The following is a 19,577-nucleotide window of genomic DNA, read 5'->3' as shown; positions in this document are numbered from 1 at the left end:
GTGGTCACAAATCCTGGATTCACCCAAAAAACGGTGGGAGCGGGCTTGCCCGCGATGGGGCCGGTAGCCTCTGCGCAAGGCCTCAGTCGAACATGAACAGCGCATCATTGCTGAACTGCGCCTCAAACCGGTTGGCTGGCATCGGTCGTCCGAACAGATACCCCTGAACCTCATCGCACCCATGCTCGCGCAGGAAGTCGAGTTGCTCATGGGTTTCCACGCCTTCGGCGATCACTGCCAGGTTCAGGCTGTGGGCCATGGCGATGATCGCCCGGGCAATCTGCGCATCCTGTTCGCCTGACGGCAGCCCATCGACGAAGGTGCGGTCGATTTTCAGCACATCGATCGGGAATTGCTTGAGGTAGTTGAGCGATGAATAACCGGTGCCGAAGTCATCGACCGCAATGCTCAGGCCAAGGTTTTTAAGCCCGGCGAGTATCTGCATCGCTTCGCTGACTTCGCGCATCAGAATACTTTCGGTCAGTTCCAGCTCCAGGCACGCCGGTGGCAGGCCGGTTTCCCTGAGAATGGTGGCGATCCGCGTGCCGAGCTGACCGTCGGAGAATTGCCGGGCCGAGATGTTCACCGAGACCTTCGGCACCCGCACCTTGGCTTGATGCCAGGTCTTGAGCTGGCGGCAGGCTTCGCTGATCACCCAGTCGCCGACATCCACCACCAACCCGAGCTCTTCGAGCACCGGAATGAAATCCCCCGGCGGCACCAGGCCACGGCGCGGATGACGCCAGCGCAGCAACGCTTCGGCGCCGGTCAGGCGTTTGCCGTCGCCACTGAACTGCGGCTGGTAGTACAGAACGAATTCGTCCTGTTCCAGGGCATGACGCAAGTCGCTTTCCAGTTCCAGGCGCTCCAGAGCGCTGGCGTTCATGTCCGCCTGATAGAACTGGAAGTTGTTCTTGCCGCGCTCCTTGGCGTGGTACATCGCGGTGTCGGCGTTCTTCATCAGCTGACTGAGTTCGTTGCCATCCTGCGGGCTCAGCGCGATGCCGATACTGGCGGTGACGAAAAACTCGCGGCCTTCGAGCACGAACGGTTTCACCAGGCTGGCGAGGATCTGTTCGGCGACATGAATCGCCCGGTTCAACGCCACTTCACGAGTGGCCCGCGGTTGCAGCAGCAGGGTGAACTCGTCACCGCCCATGCGCGCCACGGTGTCGTCGTCATCAACGCAACCGAGCAGGCGGGTGGCCATTTCCTTGAGCATGCGGTCGCCAGCGGCGTGTCCGAGGGAGTCGTTGATCGGCTTGAAGCGATCGAGGTCGAGGAACATCAGCACCACCCACGACTTCTGCCGCTCGGCCGATTGCAGCGCCGTGTGCAGACGGTCCTGGAACAGTGTGCGGTTGGGCAGGTGGGTCAGGGCATCGTAATAGGCGAGGCGGTGGATTCGCTGCTCGCTGGCCTTGCGCTCGCTGATGTCGCTGAAGAAGCACACGTAGCTGGCCAGATCGCCTTCATCGTCGAGCACGGCGGTGATGCCGACCCAGGCCGGGTAGTGTTCGCCATTGCGCCGCTTGAGCCAGACTTCGCCTTCCCAGGTGCTGTTCTGATGCAGTTGCTTGAGCACGTAGCGCAGGTGTGCTTCCTGCTGTTCGTCGACGGTCAGCATGTTCGGCAACTGGTCCAGCACCTGCTCCACGGCATACCCGCTGACGCGGCTGAACGCTTCGTTGGCCTGGACAATGTAGCCGGCCGGGTCGGTGATCAGGATTGCCGACGTGGAATGTTCGAATACCGTGGCCGCCATGCGCAGGTCTTTCTCCGCGCGGCGTTGCTGGCTGATGTCGCGACCGACGCCCAGCACGCCTTCGAAGGCGCCGTGTTCGTCCCAGACCAGCACCAGCCGCAGTTCGATCGGGATCTTGCGACCGTCAGCCCGCAGGCAATCGAACAGGAACAGTTGGGTCTGCACCTGACTGCGCAGCAGCGCCAGTTGTTCGGGTTTGTTCAGCGCTTTGCTGACCCGGTCCATCAAGCTGTAGATGCCGGTCAGTTGTTGCGGGTTGGCGATGGTCGACTGCCAGCCGTTCTGGAAGATCCAGTCGGCGTCGAAACCCAACACCGCCTGCACCGAAGGACTGACGTAGTTGAGCGCCAGTTTGCTGTCGGTGGAGAAAATCACGTCGCTGATGCTTTCGGCGAGCATCCGGTAGCGCTGTTCGCTGTCTCGCAGGGATTCACTGGCTTCGATCTGATCGGTGATGTCCTTGGCCACGCCGATGATTCGTGTGACTTGATCGTGTTTGTCCCGCGCCAGCGCCTGTTCGCGAATATCGAAACGTCGCCATTTTCCATCGCGATGACGGAAACGCAGCTGGCATTGCAGCAGTTGGGTGTACCCCCCTTGGCGCTGGGTCTGGCGCGAGCGATGGTATTCATCGGCGTCTTCGGGGTGCAGGAGGATTTCCCAGAAGTACTCGCCCATCTGGTGCAGCTCGGTGCGGTTGTAGCCGAGAGTCTGCCCCAAGTGATGGTTACTGAAGATCATCCGTTGGCTGATCACGTCCTGCACGTACAGGTGATCCGGTACGGTGCGCACCACGTCGGACCAGAACCCTTCGCGCTCCAACAGCGACAGCTCGACGAGTTTGCGACTGGTGATGTCGGTGATGCTCAGGATGACCGCTTTATAGTCCTCCTGGTTTTCCGGCAGGCGCAGCACCAGCCACAGATGCTGGTCGCGGCCGTTGGCATCCTGGAGCTTGATTTCCAGCTCAAGCTGTTTCTGCTGGTTGAGCACCGTTTCAAGCACTTGATGGCCAATGGCGGTGCCGTCCAGCGCAGAGCCGTCAATCAGCAGTTTCCAGGCTTGAGCGCAGGAATTGACGTTCAGCAGTTGCAGGGCGACCTGATTGACCTCGGTAACGCGCAGCTCCGACAGCAGTTGCTGGCGTTGCTCCGGGTTCTTGAGCCACACCGTGAGTTGTTCGCTGCTGTGCAGTTGGGCCTTGTCAAAGAAGCCCTTGAGACCGGAGACGTCCAGCACACAAAGGGCGACGCCGGTGCCTTCGAAAATATCGTGATAGCGTCGGCGGCCCTCATGCAGCTGGCGCTGTCGGCGGCGAATGTTCAGCAGCACGATGAACGGCAGCAGGGAGAGCGCCAGGCCCAACAGGCATTTGCCGATGAATGCCGGCAACAGTTGTTCGAGCACTTGCTGACGGTCGAACAGCCCGCGCAATTGCCAGTCGCTGTTGCTCAGCGGCACTGTCAGCACACTGTTGGTCAGATCGTCCGGGGACAACACGCCCTGGCGGGTTGAGGGCGACGCTTCATCACGGCTGATGATTTGGTGATTGACGCGGTTTTCCACCAGCCACAACGGGCGGATACCGGCCTCGTTCTGTTGGGTCAATGACGAAAAAAAGCCCGGTGTCAGGCGTAGCACCCAATAGCCGCGGGTGCTGCCGCTGGCTTGATGCAGCAGCAGATGCACCACTGAACCGTCGTCGGCATTGCTGAAATAATGAGCCTGGGCGCGGCTGCGCCGGACGAGGTCGCTCAGGTAGTCGGCATCGTCGCTGTTGGCGGCGCTGTCGCTGAGCACTTTTCCGGAAGGGCTGAGTAACGCCAGGCTGCGCAGACCAGGCAGCGACTGTTGCAGCTTGCGCAGCAGCGCCTGCTGTTCGTCGTCACTTTGCGGTTGTTCGACGATCGGTAGCAGATTCAGGGCGATCTGCGCGTTGAGCGCCATGTTCAGGCTGACTTGCGAGGCCAGGTCGGCGGTGTAATCGATGGTGTACTGGCGCTGGTTTTTCTGCGTTTCGCGAAGTTGATCCAGCAGCTGCCAGAACAGCAGCGCGAGCAGCAACAACACGAGTGTCGCCAGCGCACCCTTCAAGGATCCGCGCAGGGGGGAGCCGGGCGCAGGTTGCGGTGCGCTCACGGACGATGGCGGAGAGACGTTAGACAAACTGTAATCCTGCGGTTTGGCTGGACTGGCGCGACGTGCACTATAAGCCGGACGCCCGGAGGGCGGCTAGCATGCCTTGTGTTGTGGCGAAGTGCCAGCCCCTACTGGCTGGACTGCCATCTGTCATTCAGGTAGCTTTGCCGGTTACACGGGAGCGTTCCAGCTCCTAAACTCAGACTTTTTCAGCGCGCACGCATTGATACCCGTCAAGCGGACGACGCGCACGGTCTGGCCGGGCAACGCCTGCGCTCCAAATCATCTGTCACTGACCCAAGGTTCTCCATGGCTCAATATGTATTCACCATGCATCGGCTGGGCAAAGTTGTTCCGCCGAAGCGGGAAATCCTGAAAAACATTTCGCTGTCATTTTTCCCCGGCGCCAAGATCGGCGTACTCGGCCTCAACGGTTCGGGTAAGTCCACGCTGCTGAAAATCATGGCCGGCGTCGATACCGAGTTTGAAGGCGAAGCCCGCCCGATGCCGGAGCTGAACATCGGTTACCTGCCGCAGGAACCGATCCTGGACCCGACCAAGACCGTGCGTGAAGTGGTCGAGGAAGCCGTCAGCGTGATCAAGAACGCCCAGGCTCGCCTGGACGAGGTCTACGCCGCTTACGCGGATGAGGATGCCGACTTCGACAAACTGGCCGCTGAACAGGCCAAGCTCGAAGCCATCCTGCAAGCGAGCGACGGCCACAACCTGGATCGCCAACTGGAAGTCGCCGCCGATGCGCTGCGTCTGCCGGCGTGGGATGCCAAGATCGAATTCCTGTCCGGTGGTGAAAAGCGTCGTGTGGCCCTGTGCCGACTGCTGCTGTCCGCCCCTGACATGCTGCTGCTCGACGAACCGACCAACCACCTGGACGCCGATTCCGTCGCCTGGCTGGAGCATTTCCTGCACGATTTCCCGGGCACCGTGGTTGCGATCACGCACGACCGTTACTTCCTGGACAACGTTGCCGGCTGGATCCTCGAGCTCGACCGTGGCGCCGGTATCCCTTACGAGGGCAACTATTCGGGTTGGCTCGAAGCCAAGTCCGATCGTCTGGCCGCCGAATCCAAGCAACAGTCGGCCCACGAAAAAGCCATGAAGGAAGAGCTGGAGTGGGTGCGCAAAGGCGCCAAGGCCCGCCAGTCCAAATCCAAGGCTCGTCTGCAACGCTTCGAAGAAATGCAATCGCAGGAATTCCAGAAGCGCAGCGAAACCAACGAGATCTACATCCCGGCCGGTCCGCGCCTGGGCGACAAGGTCATCGAGTTCAAGAACGTTTCCAAGGGTTATGGCGATCGCGTGTTGATCGACAACCTGTCGTTCTCCATGCCTAAAGGCGCCATCGTTGGCGTGATCGGCGGTAACGGTGCCGGTAAATCGACCCTGTTCCGCATGCTGATGGGCAAGGAACAACCGGATTCGGGCACCATCGAAGTCGGCGAAACCGTGCAGCTTGCTTGTGTGGATCAGAGCCGCGAAGACCTGGACGGCAGCAAGACTGTGTTCCAGCAAATCTCCGACGGTTCGGACCAGATCCGCATCGGCAACTACGAGATTCCGTCGCGTACCTACGTCGGTCGCTTCAACTTCAAGGGCGGCGATCAACAGAAGTTCGTCAAGGACCTGTCCGGTGGTGAGCGCGGTCGCTTGCACCTGGCCCTGACCTTGAAAGAGGGCGGCAACGTTCTGCTGCTCGACGAACCGTCCAACGACCTCGACGTTGAAACTCTGCGTTCCCTGGAAGAAGCCCTGCTGGACTTCCCGGGCGCTGCCATTGTGATCTCTCACGATCGGTGGTTCCTTGACCGCGTCGCGACACACATCCTGGCGTACGAAGACGACTCGCAAGCAGTGTTCTTCGAAGGTAACTACACCGAGTACGAAGCTGATCGCAAGAAACGCCTCGGCGAAGCAGCTTCCCAGCCGCATCGTGTACGGCACAAGAAACTGGCCTGATTTCAAGTTGGTCGCATAAAAAACGGAGCCTTCGGGCTCCGTTTTTTTATGGGTGTCATTCAGGTGAATCGCGGCGCGACTATCGCGAGCAAGCTCGCTCCCACAGTGGATCAGCAGTGAACTTCAGATTCATCGCCAACCACAAATCCCTGTGGGAGCGAGCTTGCTCGCGATGGCGTCATCTCGGTCACTCAACCTCGATGCCCAGAACCTCAATCACCAAATCCCCCACCGGCCGCTTCCACACCACCTCATCCCCCATCTGCGCACCCAGCAGCGCCCGCCCCAGTGGCGAACCCCAATTGATCAGCCCGGCGGCGGCATCCGCTTGATCCTCGCCGACCAACTGCACACGCTGTTCGTTGCCCTGTTCATCGGCAAACGTCACCCAGGCGCCCATCTGCACCTTCTCGGTCGATGAGGCCGGTATGACTAACTGGGCGCTTTGCAGGCGTTGGTTGAAATATCGCCAGTCACGCTCGAGGTCGGCCTGGCGCTGTTTGTCGGCCAGTTCACCTTTCGCGCTCTGTTCATTGAGCAGGTTTTGCACCTCGGCGACTTTCGCCTGAAGCTGAGCAAGTCCGGCGGGCGTGACGTAATTGGGCTGCGCGCTGACTTGCCGTTCGACTGGCTGATCGGCTTGCGCGGCGGCGTTATCTTCATTGACGAAGGCGCGACTCATGGTTTTCTCCCGTTATAGGGTTTGGGCCATGGTTGCAGGCTTTTAGTTTCGACGGATGTCTGTCAGCGACTCATGGCGAGCGATAGGCCCGGGCAGCGCCTTGGTCTTTCTGTTGCTGCCAGGCTTTGTCCCGATCGTCCCAATGGCGGCTGTGATAGTCCTTTCGATCTTCACTTTCGCGCATGGCCTGGCACTGGCGGAAACCGTCGCTCCAGCCTTCGGCGTATTGCTTGTCCTTGAGGTAGCGCGGGACGTTCTTGCGAAACTCGCCGGTGATGGCCCCGGCAGCCTGCCGGCCACTGCTGCATCCGTCATCGAAACCATCGGCGAAGGCCGGTGGATACCCCTTGGCGATCAGATCTTCGTGGGTCGTCTGGCAACCCGCAATCAACATCAACAACCCCAGCAACGCTGCGCAACGCCACATCTCTGACTCCCGGACCGTTTCAACGGCCTATAAGGGAAGTCTAGGAGTGGATTCGTGAGGCGTGTGTGAAAGGCCTGTGATTAGTCCGTTCGGCCAACGAATATCTAATGTGGGAGCGAGCTTGCTCGCGATGGCGGTGGATCAGTCGACAATATCAGCGACTGTTACATCGTCATCGCGAGCAAGCTCGCTCCCACAGGGATGGTGGTGTGGCCAATCAATAGTGATACCACTTCACCTCAAGCATCACTTCGTTCTCGGGTGTGGAGAGGTGGCTGAATTCGCGTTGGGCACTCAGGCGCAGCCCCAGGTTGCGCGACAATTCCCATTGCTGGTTCAGGCTCATGCTGCGGCGCACTTCGCCATTGGTGAAGAAATCGCCCTTGGCTTCCAGGCTGAAGTTGCCGAGCGGGTTTTTCCACAGCAAGCCGCTGTTGAAGCCGGCCGCGGGGGCAACGAACCCTGCAAAGTCGTTGTTGTGTTCGATGCGCACCGTGCCCAGCGCAAACCCGAGCGTGTCTTCGCCCAGTTGCCAGGTGCCGCCGGCACCACCGTTGACGTGGCTGACCAGTGTTTCGTCGTCATGTTTGCCCGGCACCCGCTCCAGGCCGCCGGTGACTTGCCACGACAACGGCTGCAACAGCTCATTGCGCGGCGTCAGGGAGCGGATGGTCGCCAGGTCGAGCTGCTGCAACTGCCAGTGATTGCCTTCGTATTGGCGCAGTTTCATCTGCAGGATTTCGATTTGTGCGCCGAGTGGGAAGCTCTCGGCGTTGTCATTCAGATCGTGATAAGCCATGCGCAGGCCATATTCGCCAAAGGCCTTGTCGCCCCGGGTGCCGATGCCGGCCTGCCAGGTGCGCGATTCATGACCGTCCTCGGGCAGCCCGGGGCGGGGGATATCCAGCTCTGGCGGCGGATTCTGGTTGATCGCCCGCAGCAGTTCGAAACTGCGTTGTGCCCGTTCCGGATCGCGTTCCTGACCATTGGCGCGATAACGTTCAAGTCGGTACGCCGCGTCGATGATCAGTGCCTGACGCTCGCGTGGTTGCGCTTTAAACGCCGGTGCCTGCAGCTGCTTCTGGTCGGCGCTGACTTTCAGCACCCACTGCTGCTCTGCATCGGTCAACGGCTGGGCGCGACTCAACAGCTCCCGTTCGCGTGATGGACGATATTGAATGGACTGCACCAAGCCGGCTTCTTTCACGGCTTTGACGGTGTCGGTCGGAATCGCCGTGAGCGGAAATTGTTCGGTCAGGCGCAGGCTCGGCCGCGCCACTTGCAGCAGCTCCAGCAAGCGATAAGAGCAGTTTTCGTCGAAGAAGAAATAGTCGAACTGGATCTGCTTCAACTCCCAGACGTGCTCGACCATGCGCTCGGTTTCGGCCTGCGTCAGGTTCAGCCGGTACTCCCACAGATCACGATTTTCGAGGCTGCGGTATTCCGAGAGTTTTTCCTGGTAGGGCACCAGTGCGAATAGCCCTGGATAACCGCCCATCAAGCCTTTCCAGGCGTAAAGGATGCTGTTGTCCGAACCTTCGATATAGGCGCCGAAGTTAATCGCATAACTGAGCAGTGCAGTCTTGTCGCTCTCTACATCGGCCTGGTCGATGCGCAGTAAGGTATGGCCGAACATTGATGAAGGACTGTTCAGATAAGCCGCCGGGAAAATCATCACCGCGCTGTGGGGCGAGACATCCTTGAACCACTGCTTGAATTCAGTGCAATCGAGTGACGGAAGATCAGTCAGGTTGAGTTGCGCCTTCAGCCAGCGGGTACGCGCAGGGTAGACGCATTGGGCATGCCGTTCGCCAGCGCTGGTCGGTGCGTACAGCGCCTGCACGGTGGCGGCCAGTTCGTGGTCGGGGTGTTCATTGCCGTCGGGCGCCAGAAAGAACTTCTTGTCGCTGACATAGCTGCGCCAGCCGCCGAGCTTGGCGGTTTCGTAATGGCCCAGGGAAATCCAGAAAGGGTCATTGGCCAGTTGCTGCAAACGTTGGTCGTCAATGTGTGGCGCGGCGGACAGCGGGGCGCAGACACAGAGCGCCAGCCAGGCAAGGCGTTTGAGCATAGTGGGCAACTTAAGTCGAAAAAAACAAAGACCCAAAGAGGGAGGGGCCCAAAAAATAAAACCCGCGCCTCGAGAGGAGCGGGCAGAGTCGAGCTTAAGCTTGAGTAGCGTACTTGGCCAGACGAGGATCGTTCTTCAGGATAGCGAGGGTGTTGGTATGCACGTCTTCAGCGGTCACGTCAGCCTTGCTGAAGATCTGCTGGAAGTGCTCGTGAGTCACAGCGGCGAAGTGCGCACGGTCTTCCTGCGCCACGCCCAGTACTACGGCATAAGTCGTCAGCGCTTCGCCGTTGCCTTTAGCCATGTCTTCGGACAGCTCATTCATCATGCCATTCATGGCAAGCCAGGATTTGCCGCCATAGGTCAGCGACGCATTGGTCGAGCAACCGTTGGTGCCGGAAGTCATACCAAATGTTGCGTTGCCGGAAGTGCCGTTGGTGGTGGAGGCCAGGAAGTGAGCCGGAGTGCCACGCTGACCTTCGAACAGCATGTTGCCCCAACCGCAATCCGGGCCGCCTGGTGCCTGTGCCATGGCGTTGAGGGATACAACGGTGAAGAGAGTACCGAGAAGAATCCGTTTCATAGCTATGTTCTCTTTGTGTGCATACCAATGGACAAGGGGTCTGGCCCGATCTGGCGCCAGTGGGCCGGTTATTAGTTCCAGCCGCGCAGTTTGGAGTTTAGGCACGTTCCAAGGGTTCCGTCTTTTTTTACGAAACATTCGCACTAAACATTGATTTAGCCCCAGCGCACCCGGGGATGACGGTTTGTCTATGCTTTGGCAAGAGGCGCGCCTTGCAAGTGAGGTAGGGGCAGCGCCAGAATGCCGCTATCTGCCCCGCCTGATGTAAGGAAGCCCGATGCCTGATCCTGTTGCTGCCAGCTTGCGTCTAGCGCCTGAAGCGCTGACCCGTCCGTTTTCCGCTGAACAGTTCAGCTTCTCTACCACCAATGATCTGGAGCCCTTCCGCGGTGTGCTTGGCCAGGAACGTGCGGTCGAAGCCTTGCAGTTTGGCGTGGCCATGCCACGCCCCGGTTACAACGTATTCGTCATGGGTGAGCCCGGCACCGGCCGGTTTTCGTTCGTCAAACGCTACCTGAAAGCCGAAGGCAAACGCCTGCAGACCCCGGCAGACTGGGTCTACGTCAACAATTTCGACGAGCCTCGCGAACCCCGCGCGCTGGAGCTGCCCTCGGGCACGGCCGGTGCCTTCATCGCTGACATCAACGGTTTGATCGACAACCTGCTGGCAACCTTTCCGGCGGTCTTCGAACACCCGTCCTACCAGCAGAAGAAAAGTGCCATCGACCGTGCCTTCAACCAGCGCTACGACAAGGCTCTGGATGTGATCGAGCGTCTGGCGCTGGAGAAAGAGGTCGCGCTGTACCGCGATGCCAGCAATATTGCGTTCACTCCGATGGCCGAGGGAAAGGCGCTGGACGAGGCGGAATTTTCCCAGTTGCCGGAAGCCGATCGCGACCGTTTCCACGACGATATCTCGTGGCTGGAAGAACGCCTCAACGAAGAACTCGCGAGCCTGCCGCAATGGAAGCGCGAGTCGAGCAATCAACTGCGCCACCTCAACGAAGAAACCATCACCCTGGCCTTGCAGCCGCTGCTGTCTCCGCTCTCGGAGAAGTACGCCGAAAACGCTGCGGTGTGCGGTTATCTGCAAGCGATGCAGGTTTATCTGCTCAAGACCGTGGTCGAGCAATTGGTCGACGACAGTAAAGTCGATGCGGTAGCCCGCAAGATGCTGGAAGAACAATACGCGCCGAGCCTGGTGGTCGGTCATTCCGCCAGCGGCGGTGCGCCGGTGGTGTTCGAGCCGCACCCGACTTACGAAAACCTGTTTGGCCGCATCGAATACAGCACCGACCAAGGGGCGCTGTACACGACCTATCGGCAGCTGCGCCCGGGTGCATTGCACCGCGCCAACGGCGGATTCCTGATCCTTGAAGCGGAAAAAATGCTCAGCGAGCCGTTCGTGTGGGACGCGCTGAAACGCGCCCTGCAATCGCGCAAGCTGAAAATGGAGTCGCCGCTCGGTGAGCTGGGCCGTCTGGCCACCGTGACCCTGACGCCGCAAAACATTCCATTGCAAGTGAAGGTCGTCATCATTGGTGCGCGGCAGTTGTATTACACGCTGCAAGACCTCGATCCGGACTTCCAGGAAATGTTTCGCGTCCTGGTGGACTTCGATGAAGACATCCCGATGGTCGACGAAAGCCTGGAGCAGTTCGCCCAGTTGCTCAAGACCCGTACTTCGGAAGAAGGCATGGCACCGCTGACCGCCGACGCGGTAGCACGCCTGGCGACCTACAGTGCACGCCTGGCCGAGCATCAGGGACGTTTGTCGGCGCGCATTGGCGATCTCTTCCAGCTGGTCAGCGAGGCGGATTTCATTCGCAACCTGGCGAGCGACGATATGACCGATGCCGGGCACATCGAACGCGCACTGAAGGCCAAGGCGACTCGCACCGGGCGCGTTTCGGCACGGATTCTCGATGACATGCTCGCCGGGATCATCCTGATCGATACCGATGGCGCGGCGGTGGGCAAATGTAATGGTCTGACGGTGCTGGAGGTCGGCGACTCGGCCTTCGGTGTGCCGGCGCGGATTTCGGCCACGGTGTATCCGGGTGGCAGCGGCATTGTCGACATCGAGCGCGAGGTCAACCTTGGCCAGCCAATTCACTCCAAAGGCGTGATGATCCTCACCGGGTATCTGGGCAGCCGTTACGCCCAGGAATTCCCGCTGGCGATCTCGGCGAGTATCGCGCTGGAACAGTCCTACGGTTACGTCGACGGCGACAGTGCGTCGCTGGGCGAGGCGTGCACGCTGATCTCGGCCTTGTCGAGAACACCGCTCAAGCAATGCTTTGCGATCACAGGCTCCATCAACCAGTTTGGTGAAGTGCAGGCCGTGGGCGGGGTCAACGAGAAAATCGAAGGCTTCTTCCGGCTCTGCGAAGCCCGCGGTTTGACCGGGGAGCAGGGGGCGATCATTCCCCACGCCAACGTTGCCACGTTGATGCTCGATGAGAAGGTGTTGTCGGCGGTGCGTGCGGGTCAATTCCACGTCTATGCGGTGCGCCAGGCCGATGAGGCGCTGAGTCTGCTGGTGGGCGAGCCGGCCGGAGCGCCGGACGAGAATGGCGCGTTTCCCGAGGGCAGCGTGAATGCGCGGGTGGTGGAACGCTTGCGGGTGATCGCTGAAATGATCAGCGAAGACGACCTCAAGGAGGCCGAGAAAGAAGCGGCGCTGGAGGCGTTGGTCGAAGCCAAACCGGCCTGACCCATCTGAGGATCACAACGATCCACTGTGGGAGCGAGCCTGCTCGCTCCCACATTTGTATCCGACGCACCCTGCAATGTGCCATCACTCTGGCGCCAATATTCACACAATGACCATTCGGCGCCTTCTGGTTTCGCTTGACGTACTGGTCAGACTTTTCTTCTATTCTCAGCTCAAGGATATCGACAGTAATCACTGGATCGAGACAGCCTTCCCGTGGGGGCTGAATACCGGATCTATCGAGGGTCGCCGCCATGTCGCGCAACCTCTGCCTTACCCGTCAATGTTTGGGTCTTGTGACCCGTATCGAATGTGCCATCCGCCCATTGGCGGGGGATACGGGCATGTGGACCTTGCTCTTTGCCGCCGGAATGGCCGGCGAACAACCTTCAGCCATCAAGGCACAGGGCCCGTTCCACGGTCCTTTCGTGGCTGAATCAATTCTCGACACGATTGTTGAGAGCCTGACTCTGCATGGCTACGAGCTGGCCGATGACCCGCAAATCTGGTGCCTGCACCTGCAAGCCCAGCTTCGGGAAATCAACGGTGGCCGGTGCCGCAATCTCGGTGGCTTCGAGTTCCGACCCGATCACTGAGCCGGCTATTGCCCGAGGTGCGTCAAGTCCGCTTGGGCCAGTTTGACTTCGAAGCCGTATTGCACGGTGGTGAGGTCGGTTCGCTGGTAAGTTTCCAGACGTGTTGGCTGGCCGTAGAAGTAATGCACGGCAAATAACGCAGGGCCTTCAGTGCTCGCGTCGTGGGTCACCGAAAGAATCTCTTTGAGGTAGTTTCCAGTGTCGTCCTTGGCAAAAAAACGCCAGTCCTGAGCTGGAAACAGCTTCAGATCAACCACCAATGCATTGCCTTTGAGTTCCAGGCCTTTGGGCAATGGGTGGGCGTTGAGCGATTGTTTGTCGACTATCGCCAAAAACAGCGGCATCGAGCCCACTGCATAGGCTGGCGTCTCCGGAAACAGGTTCAGGTCATAGGAGATAGTTCCGTGAAGCGGGTCGACCTGGTAAGCCTCTGGTGGCAGCTCGATGGGGCCATCGCGCTTGCCATTTCCGTCCGCTGTAAAAAAAGTGACCGGGCTATCGCCGGGACTGAACGAGGTGCCGAGCAGTTCATCGTTGAAGCTTCGGGGGTGATCGAATTCAATGCGTGCGGCACTCGGGTCGTCCACCGACTGGGTGACGGTGACGCTCTTCTTCAGTTGTTCCTCGCCGAGTGTCGCGCCCTTGAGCCAGCGTGGGGCCTGATCGTCATACACCACGACGGGCAAGCTCAGTGGCTGGATGGTTTTTGCCGTGGTGTGCGGATCGAAGCGGCGCACCGGCAGGTTGAGGTCTTTGCGTGTCACCGTGACGGCTGAAAAGTCCAATACGCTGACGTCGAGGGTGTCGATCGAGCCGTTGAAATACACCTTGGTGTAATGATGATTCTGCTGCTTCTCGAAGTTGCGCTGTTCCTCATCGATCTGCTTTTCGAACGCCTCGCTCCAGGCCTTCTGTTGTTGCATCTTCGTCAGCTGTTGTTGATAGAAGGCAATTTGCGCGGCGGTTTCATTGATCGAACCCGAGCGCGACAGGAATTGTCCGGAGGTGTCCCTGGCCTGGACGATCAAGGGGTTCAATGGCGTATCGCCGACGTCGGGGGCGGGTGGTGCGCTGTTGTTGAATTCGATTTCAGCGTAGTTGTTGGTAAGGCGCAGCAAGGTGACACTGAGGTTGTCATCGGTGCGAGTCTGACCCACGTCCTTTTTCGTCAGCTCAAAGGTGTAGAGGCGGCGCGGCGCAATCACTTCCACCTTGCCCTGCAGGCTCACCGGTTGGGGCTGGTGCTTGATGTCCACGTCCAGGCCTTCGATGAACGGATAGGTCACCGTCAAATCATCGGGGTTGCTCAGGTTGGAGCTCGAGGGGCTCAGCTGAATCCCAGGATCGGTTTCCGACCATTCCGGCTGAAACGCGATGACGCGCTTGTTGCTCAGGGTCACCGATTGCCATTCCAGGCCATGGGGAAAGAGAAATGACGCCGGGATGCTGAAATTGAAGGGGAACACCGGTTGCAAGTCGGTCAGGTAGTCGGAGCTCGAATCCTTGTGCAGCACGAACAGACCGTTGATGTAGGTATCGACCAGTGCCTGTGGCGTGGGGTAATGCTTGAGCGCGGCGAGGACGTCTTCGCCGTACTCGGTTTCGACCGGCTTGCTGTCGAGTTTCAGCTGCGCTCGTTCGAGCAGCAACAGTGAGCCGCCCAGTTCGGCCACGGCATCCTTGAGCTTGGGGTCCTGAATGGCATCCAGAGACTTTTCGAACTGCGCGGTCTTTTCCTCGAGGCTGACCTGGCGTTTCTCGTCACTTGGCGAGCAGGCACTCAACAGCAAAGCCAGGCAAATGCCGGCGCTCTTTAGAGGCAATCGCACATCCATTTCCAGTTTTCCTGTCCGATGTCGCTAAGCTTTCGATAGTCTGGACACTAGCAGAAAAACTTTGTAACACACGCGCAGGTAATGGATTTCCCAACGGTTTCCGGTTGCTTCTGAGGACAGACAGGCGGCTGGTATACTCGCGGCCATTTTCAACCCTACGTGCGAGATTCAATGGAACGCTTTATCGAAAATGCGATGTACGCCTCCCGCTGGCTGCTGGCGCCGATCTACTTCGGTCTGTCCCTGGGGCTGCTGGCACTGGCGCTGAAATTCTTCCAGGAAGTCTTCCACGTCATCCCCAATGTATTCTCGATGGCTGAGTCGGATCTGATCCTGGTGCTGCTGTCGTTGATCGACATGGCCCTGGTGGGCGGCCTGCTGGTGATGGTGATGATTTCCGGTTACGAGAACTTCGTCTCCCAACTGGACATCGACGACGACAAGGAAAAGCTCAACTGGTTGGGCACCATGGATTCGTCTTCGTTGAAGATGAAAGTGGCGGCCTCCATCGTGGCGATTTCCTCCATCCACTTGCTGCGGATTTTCATGGACGCCAAGAACGTCGATCCTGAGCATTTGAAATGGTACGTGATCATCCACATGACGTTTGTGGTATCGGCGTTTGCCATGGGGTATCTGGACAAGCTGACCAAGCACTGATTGCTGTCTTTTTGCAGGCTCAAGCCGCCCGTCTGTTGCGAAACAGACGGGCGGTGCCGTTTTTGACTTGTGCTTTGAGGTGCCGAGGCCTATCCATGTATTGATATTGGCTCGCCACTGCGTGAGGTGCCTCCATGAATGTTGAAGAGTTGCGTGCGTATGCCATCGCCGGAAAAATCGATGAGCTGAACCTGATTTCCATGGAGGGCGGGATCTATCTGCTGGAGGCTCGGATGCACGGTGCTGCGTATCCGTTGAGCGATACTCGCGGGCATATGTTTCATTTGCGCTCGGTCGAGCATGCACGTGATCTGATCAAGTCCTTCCCGGCCTTGCCATTCAATCTTGTGCACACCTCTGTTCATGACGAAATGTGCGGATTGAGCGCGGCGGAAGAAAGCCTTAAGTTGCCGATAGCCTTCCGTTCGTTCTGGGCGCACTGACGGCGCTCATCAGCATTGCCACATCTGTGCTAGTCTGCTGGCCCTTTTGGTTCCGGGCGCATCCGGGATGCGCTGTGCAAGCACGGCAAGTTCCGGGCCGTCCGCACAGCGGAGCAGTGTCATGTCCGAAGTAAATCTGTCCACCGACGAAACCCGCGTCAGCTACGGTATTGGCCGTCAGCTGGGCGATCAACTGCGCGACAACCCGCCACCGGGCGTTAACCTGGACGCGATCCTGGCTGGCCTGACTGACGCATTCGCCGGCAAGCCTAGCCGTGTGGGCCAGGAAGAAATGTCCGCAAGCTTCAAGGTGATCCGTGAAATCATGCAGGCCGAAGCAGCTGCAAAAGCTGAAGCGGCTGCTGGCGAAGGCCTGGCGTTCCTGGCTGAAAATGCCAAGCGCGATGGCATCACCACCCTGGCTTCCGGCCTGCAATTTGAAGTGCTGACTCAAGGTGAAGGCGCCAAGCCAACCCGAGAAGATCAAGTGCGCACCCACTACCACGGCACCCTGATCGATGGCACTGTGTTTGACAGCTCCTACGATCGTGGCCAACCAGCAGAATTCCCGGTTGGCGGCGTGATCCCTGGCTGGACCGAAGCCCTGCAACTGATGAACGCCGGTAGCAAATGGCGTCTGTACGTGCCGAGCGAACTGGCTTACGGCGCTCAAGGCGTTGGCGGCATTCCACCGCACAGCGTACTGGTATTCGACGTCGAGCTGCTCGACGTTCTGTAAGACCTGGCCCGATCTAACGTCGGGCTGATGTGGGAGCGACACACCGTCGCTCCCACAGTGTTTTACGGTTTCTCATAGTTCGATCTTATGGTTCAAATCGCTGGTCGGGCGCAACGCCCGGGCATAGCAAAACAGAAACAGATTACGCACCAGCTCCTTGAGCACCACTGGCTCGCTGGAACTCAAGCTGTTGACGTCCAGGTCACCCTGGTCCTGCAATTCGTTCAAGGCTTCCTCTTCAAGCACCGCACAGACTTCTCCGGTTTCCCGATGCAGGATCCTGAGGTAGGGGTGTGGACGGTCCAGCCAGGCATCGATCAAGTAAGTCATGAGTCTCATCTCCTTTAATGGGTTTCAATGAGAATAATTCTTATTCGTCGAATAGCAAGGGGCTATTGGCGATTTGTGATTTTTTCCGGGTAAAGGTTGCGTGAGGTCAAAACGGCTGGCGTTGGCTACTGCCAGGAATAGCTGGGCGAAGCGGGGGAGGGTGAAGCGCCATCCCACGCAGGGCGCGGGATGGAAGACAGCAATATCAGACTTTTCTGACGAACTCGGATTTGAGCTTCATCGGGCCAATGCCGTCGATCTTGCAGTCGATGTCGTGATCGCCGTCGCACAGGCGGATGTTCTTGACCTTGGTGCCGACCTTGACCACCAGCGACGTGCCCTTGACCTTGAGGTCCTTGATCACGGTGATGGTATCGCCGTCTTGCAGAACATTACCGACCGAATCTTTTTTCACGGAGTCATCGGACGCCGCTTCAGCTTCGCCGTTGGCGGACCATTCGTGGGCGCACTCCGGGCAGATCAACTGCGCACCGTCTTCATAGGTGTATTCGGAATTGCATTTCGGGCAGGGTGGCAACGTGCTCACTAAGGCTCCTTGGATTGAGGATCGCTAAAAGTCGCACATTATATAGGGTTTTAGGCGGGAGAGGGTTGGGCGCTGATAAACCTGTGGGAGCGAGCCTGCTCGCGATTGCTGTGCGTCTGCCAGCACAACAGTGTCGACTGGCAGATTGCAATCGCGAGCAGGCTCGCTCCCACAGGGTATTGCGGTGCAGTTAGTGCGTACGGGCGACCGCAAACTCACTCAACTCAACCAGCGCATCGCGGTATTCGCTGGCAGGCAGAGCGTCGAGGCACTTGATCGCACGGGCCACGTAATCACGAGCCAGAGTTGCGGTGTATTCCAGCGAGCCGGAAGCTTCAACGGCCTCGCGGATGCTTTCCAGGTCTTCGATCCCGCCTTTCTGGATCGCCTTGCGCACCAGTGCAGCCTGCTCCGGCGTGCCTTCGCGCATGGTGTAGATCAGCGGTAAAGTCGGTTTCCCTTCGGCCAGATCGTCACCGACGTTCTTGCCCAGGGTTTCTGCGTCGCCTTTGTAGTCCAGCAAGTCGTCGACCAGTTGGAAAGCCACGCCCAGATGATCGCCGAACGTACGCAGTGCTTCGGCCTGTTCCGCCGTGGCTTCGCACAGGGCTGCGGCGCTGTGGGTCGACGCCTCGAAGAGCATCGCGGTCTTGCCGCGGATGACTTCCATGTAGGTTTCTTCCGTGGTGCTGGCGTCACGAACCTTCGACAGCTGCAACACCTCGCCTTCAGCGATGATGCGCGTGGCTTGCGAAAGGATCTTCATCACTGGCATGGAGCCCAGCTCGACCATCATTTCGAAGGAGCGCGAGTACAGGAAGTCGCCGACCAGTACGCTGGGAGCGTTGCCCCACATGGCGTTGGCGGTCGAGCGGCCACGGCGCATGCCCGACATGTCGACCACGTCGTCGTGCAGCAGGGTGGCGGTGTGCAGAAACTCAATGGTTGCGGCCAGCAGGCGTAAGTCATCGCCTTCGCGACCCAGGGCCTTGCCACACAGCAACACTAATAATGGGCGCAGGCGTTTACCGCCGGCCGAGGTGATGTAATCGCCGATTTTCGATACCAGCGGCACGCGTGAAGTCAGCTGCTTCTTGATGATGCCGTCGACGGCGCTAAAATCGTCCGCCACCGCGCGGTAGAAAGCTTGGGGTTGCATCAGCGACAGTTGCTCCAGAAGGGTTGCGCGGCATGCTAGGACCCACGTCGGCGGGTGTCAAGGCGCGATGGACGGCCTCTTGCATCGTCTTGGCAGCTTGCGTACAATCGCGCACCCTGAACTTCCTGGGCAGCACCTGCCTTACGCAATTGCAAACAGGCCTTCCAGCCTTATGCAGCCATGCCAGCCAATACCTCTTCTTATAAAGAGCTGGGTGAGCAGGATTATCGGAGAAATACCATGTCGTACGCAGTAATTGTTACTGGTGGCAAGCAATACAAGGTCGCCCCAGGTGAATACCTGAAGATCGAAAAACTGGAAATCGCTACTGGCGAATCCGTTACTTTTGATCGCGTTCTGTTGGTCGCCAATGGCGATGACGTGAACATCGGCGCTCCAGTTGTTGCCGGCGCTACCGTTGTGGCTGAAGTGATCTCCCAAGGTCGTCACGATAAAGTCCGCATCATCAAGTTCCGTCGTCGTAAGCACCACATGAAGCGTATGGGCCACCGCCAGTGGTACACCGAGATCAAAATCACCGGTATTCAGGCTTAATTTCAGCCTAATTCCTCACTAGGAGAATTGACTCATGGCACACAAAAAAGCTGGTGGTAGTACCCGTAACGGTCGCGACTCAGAAGCCAAACGCCTTGGCGTGAAGATGTATGGCGGCCAGGTTATCATTCCGGGCAACATCATCGTGCGTCAGCGCGGCACCCAATTCCACGCCGGTTACGGTGTTGGCATGGGTAAAGATCACACTCTGTTCGCTAAAATCGACGGCGTGATCAAGTTCGAAGTAAAAGGCGCCTTCGGTCGTCGTTACGTAAGCATTGTCCCGAAGACTGAAGTCGTCGCGGCATAATTACGTGGTTGCTGGAAAAGCCCTGTCTTGCGACGGGGCTTTTTCG

The 19,577-nt window shown here is 58.8% G+C and carries 17 protein-coding genes; 8 read left to right on the top strand and 9 right to left on the bottom strand.

What is annotated here, in order from left to right:
* Positions 1–82: 82 nt before the first annotated feature.
* Entirely contained in the window at positions 83–3,931 is a 3,849-nt protein-coding gene (locus tag ACM6I0_RS26570; RefSeq protein ID WP_285432535.1) for an EAL domain-containing protein, read from the bottom strand.
* 282 nt (positions 3,932–4,213) lie between these two features.
* Here ACM6I0_RS26570 and ettA point away from each other — a divergent pair, with 282 nt between their 5' ends.
* A complete protein-coding gene (gene ettA, locus ACM6I0_RS26565) occupies positions 4,214–5,878 on the top strand; it encodes an energy-dependent translational throttle protein EttA (RefSeq protein WP_222588529.1) in 1,665 nt (554 codons plus the stop codon).
* Between the two features lie 187 nt (positions 5,879–6,065).
* On the opposite strand, the gene ACM6I0_RS26560 is transcribed toward ettA, so the two are convergent.
* The 4 genes from ACM6I0_RS26560 to ACM6I0_RS26545 all read right to left on the bottom strand — a co-directional run bounded on the left by ACM6I0_RS26560 (position 6,066) and on the right by ACM6I0_RS26545 (position 9,641).
* Positions 6,066–6,560, bottom strand: coding sequence for a GreA/GreB family elongation factor (locus ACM6I0_RS26560; RefSeq protein ID WP_285432536.1), 495 nt, complete (start codon positions 6,558–6,560; stop codon positions 6,066–6,068).
* A gap of 70 nt (positions 6,561–6,630) precedes the next feature.
* Complete coding sequence (locus ACM6I0_RS26555; RefSeq protein WP_285432537.1) at positions 6,631–6,987, bottom strand: hypothetical protein; 357 nt, start codon at positions 6,985–6,987, stop codon at positions 6,631–6,633.
* A 217-nt stretch (positions 6,988–7,204) separates the two neighbouring features.
* Positions 7,205–9,058, bottom strand: coding sequence for a DUF4105 domain-containing protein (locus ACM6I0_RS26550; protein WP_285432538.1), 1,854 nt, complete (start codon positions 9,056–9,058; stop codon positions 7,205–7,207).
* Between the two features lie 94 nt (positions 9,059–9,152).
* Positions 9,153–9,641 carry a DUF3015 domain-containing protein gene (locus tag ACM6I0_RS26545; protein ID WP_285432539.1) on the bottom strand — a complete coding sequence of 163 codons (489 nt, stop codon included), beginning with the start codon at positions 9,639–9,641 and terminating at the stop codon, positions 9,153–9,155.
* A gap of 277 nt (positions 9,642–9,918) precedes the next feature.
* On the opposite strand from ACM6I0_RS26545, the gene ACM6I0_RS26540 reads away from it, so the two are divergent.
* Positions 9,919–12,357, top strand: a complete 2,439-nt coding sequence (locus ACM6I0_RS26540; protein ID WP_285432540.1) for a Lon protease family protein — start codon at positions 9,919–9,921, stop codon at positions 12,355–12,357.
* Between the two features lie 254 nt (positions 12,358–12,611).
* On the top strand, positions 12,612–12,953 hold the full coding sequence (locus tag ACM6I0_RS26535; RefSeq protein WP_090179723.1) for a hypothetical protein: 342 nt from the start codon (positions 12,612–12,614) through the stop codon (positions 12,951–12,953).
* Between the two features lie 5 nt (positions 12,954–12,958).
* On the opposite strand, the gene ACM6I0_RS26530 is transcribed toward ACM6I0_RS26535, so the two are convergent.
* Positions 12,959–14,788, bottom strand: a complete 1,830-nt coding sequence (locus ACM6I0_RS26530; RefSeq protein ID WP_414923654.1) for a hypothetical protein — start codon at positions 14,786–14,788, stop codon at positions 12,959–12,961.
* Positions 14,789–14,959: 171 nt separating this feature from the next.
* Between ACM6I0_RS26530 and ACM6I0_RS26525 the strand changes: the two genes are divergently transcribed.
* From ACM6I0_RS26525 to ACM6I0_RS26515, 3 genes are all read left to right on the top strand, one after another.
* Entirely contained in the window at positions 14,960–15,448 is a 489-nt protein-coding gene (locus ACM6I0_RS26525; RefSeq protein ID WP_149418392.1) for a TIGR00645 family protein, read from the top strand.
* A gap of 134 nt (positions 15,449–15,582) precedes the next feature.
* Positions 15,583–15,891 carry a DUF6482 family protein gene (locus ACM6I0_RS26520; protein WP_259155886.1) on the top strand — a complete coding sequence of 103 codons (309 nt, stop codon included), beginning with the start codon at positions 15,583–15,585 and terminating at the stop codon, positions 15,889–15,891.
* A 121-nt stretch (positions 15,892–16,012) separates the two neighbouring features.
* Positions 16,013–16,630 carry an FKBP-type peptidyl-prolyl cis-trans isomerase gene (locus ACM6I0_RS26515; protein ID WP_285432542.1) on the top strand — a complete coding sequence of 206 codons (618 nt, stop codon included), beginning with the start codon at positions 16,013–16,015 and terminating at the stop codon, positions 16,628–16,630.
* 72 nt (positions 16,631–16,702) lie between these two features.
* Here ACM6I0_RS26515 and ACM6I0_RS26510 read toward each other — a convergent pair whose 3' ends face one another.
* The 3 genes from ACM6I0_RS26510 to ACM6I0_RS26500 form a co-directional block, all read right to left on the bottom strand.
* Positions 16,703–16,960, bottom strand: coding sequence for a hypothetical protein (locus tag ACM6I0_RS26510; RefSeq protein WP_285432543.1), 258 nt, complete (start codon positions 16,958–16,960; stop codon positions 16,703–16,705).
* A gap of 205 nt (positions 16,961–17,165) precedes the next feature.
* Positions 17,166–17,507 carry a zinc ribbon domain-containing protein YjdM gene (locus tag ACM6I0_RS26505; RefSeq protein ID WP_222588519.1) on the bottom strand — a complete coding sequence of 114 codons (342 nt, stop codon included), beginning with the start codon at positions 17,505–17,507 and terminating at the stop codon, positions 17,166–17,168.
* Positions 17,508–17,697: 190 nt separating this feature from the next.
* Entirely contained in the window at positions 17,698–18,666 is a 969-nt protein-coding gene (locus ACM6I0_RS26500; protein ID WP_208671383.1) for a polyprenyl synthetase family protein, read from the bottom strand.
* 240 nt (positions 18,667–18,906) lie between these two features.
* Between ACM6I0_RS26500 and rplU the strand changes: the two genes are divergently transcribed.
* Both rplU and rpmA read left to right on the top strand, forming a co-directional pair.
* Positions 18,907–19,221: a 50S ribosomal protein L21 gene (gene rplU, locus ACM6I0_RS26495; RefSeq protein WP_003176051.1), complete on the top strand. Its 315-nt coding sequence runs from the start codon at positions 18,907–18,909 to the stop codon at positions 19,219–19,221.
* Positions 19,222–19,255: 34 nt separating this feature from the next.
* Positions 19,256–19,531: a 50S ribosomal protein L27 gene (gene rpmA, locus ACM6I0_RS26490; protein ID WP_017340859.1), complete on the top strand. Its 276-nt coding sequence runs from the start codon at positions 19,256–19,258 to the stop codon at positions 19,529–19,531.
* The last annotated feature ends 46 nt before the right edge of the window (positions 19,532–19,577 follow it).

It is taken from the genome of Pseudomonas sp. IT-P294, from assembly GCF_949767865.1.
In the GTDB taxonomy this organism is placed as follows: Bacteria; Pseudomonadota; Gammaproteobacteria; order Pseudomonadales; family Pseudomonadaceae; genus Aquipseudomonas.
This window is presented reverse-complemented; position numbering and strand designations above follow the sequence as displayed.

Coding starts and splice junctions, on each gene's coding strand:
- ettA (WP_222588529.1), top strand. CDS start 4,214: ATGGCTCAATATGTATTCACCATGCATCGGCTGGGCAAAGTTGTTCCG.
- ACM6I0_RS26560 (WP_285432536.1), bottom strand. CDS start 6,560: ATGAGTCGCGCCTTCGTCAATGAAGATAACGCCGCCGCGCAAGCCGAT.
- ACM6I0_RS26555 (WP_285432537.1), bottom strand. CDS start 6,987: ATGTGGCGTTGCGCAGCGTTGCTGGGGTTGTTGATGTTGATTGCGGGT.
- ACM6I0_RS26550 (WP_285432538.1), bottom strand. CDS start 9,058: ATGCTCAAACGCCTTGCCTGGCTGGCGCTCTGTGTCTGCGCCCCGCTG.
- ACM6I0_RS26545 (WP_285432539.1), bottom strand. CDS start 9,641: ATGAAACGGATTCTTCTCGGTACTCTCTTCACCGTTGTATCCCTCAAC.
- ACM6I0_RS26540 (WP_285432540.1), top strand. CDS start 9,919: ATGCCTGATCCTGTTGCTGCCAGCTTGCGTCTAGCGCCTGAAGCGCTG.
- ACM6I0_RS26535 (WP_090179723.1), top strand. CDS start 12,612: ATGTCGCGCAACCTCTGCCTTACCCGTCAATGTTTGGGTCTTGTGACC.
- ACM6I0_RS26530 (WP_414923654.1), bottom strand. CDS start 14,788: ATGGATGTGCGATTGCCTCTAAAGAGCGCCGGCATTTGCCTGGCTTTG.
- ACM6I0_RS26525 (WP_149418392.1), top strand. CDS start 14,960: ATGGAACGCTTTATCGAAAATGCGATGTACGCCTCCCGCTGGCTGCTG.
- ACM6I0_RS26520 (WP_259155886.1), top strand. CDS start 15,583: ATGAATGTTGAAGAGTTGCGTGCGTATGCCATCGCCGGAAAAATCGAT.
- ACM6I0_RS26515 (WP_285432542.1), top strand. CDS start 16,013: ATGTCCGAAGTAAATCTGTCCACCGACGAAACCCGCGTCAGCTACGGT.
- ACM6I0_RS26510 (WP_285432543.1), bottom strand. CDS start 16,960: ATGACTTACTTGATCGATGCCTGGCTGGACCGTCCACACCCCTACCTC.
- ACM6I0_RS26500 (WP_208671383.1), bottom strand. CDS start 18,666: ATGCAACCCCAAGCTTTCTACCGCGCGGTGGCGGACGATTTTAGCGCC.
- rplU (WP_003176051.1), top strand. CDS start 18,907: ATGTCGTACGCAGTAATTGTTACTGGTGGCAAGCAATACAAGGTCGCC.
- rpmA (WP_017340859.1), top strand. CDS start 19,256: ATGGCACACAAAAAAGCTGGTGGTAGTACCCGTAACGGTCGCGACTCA.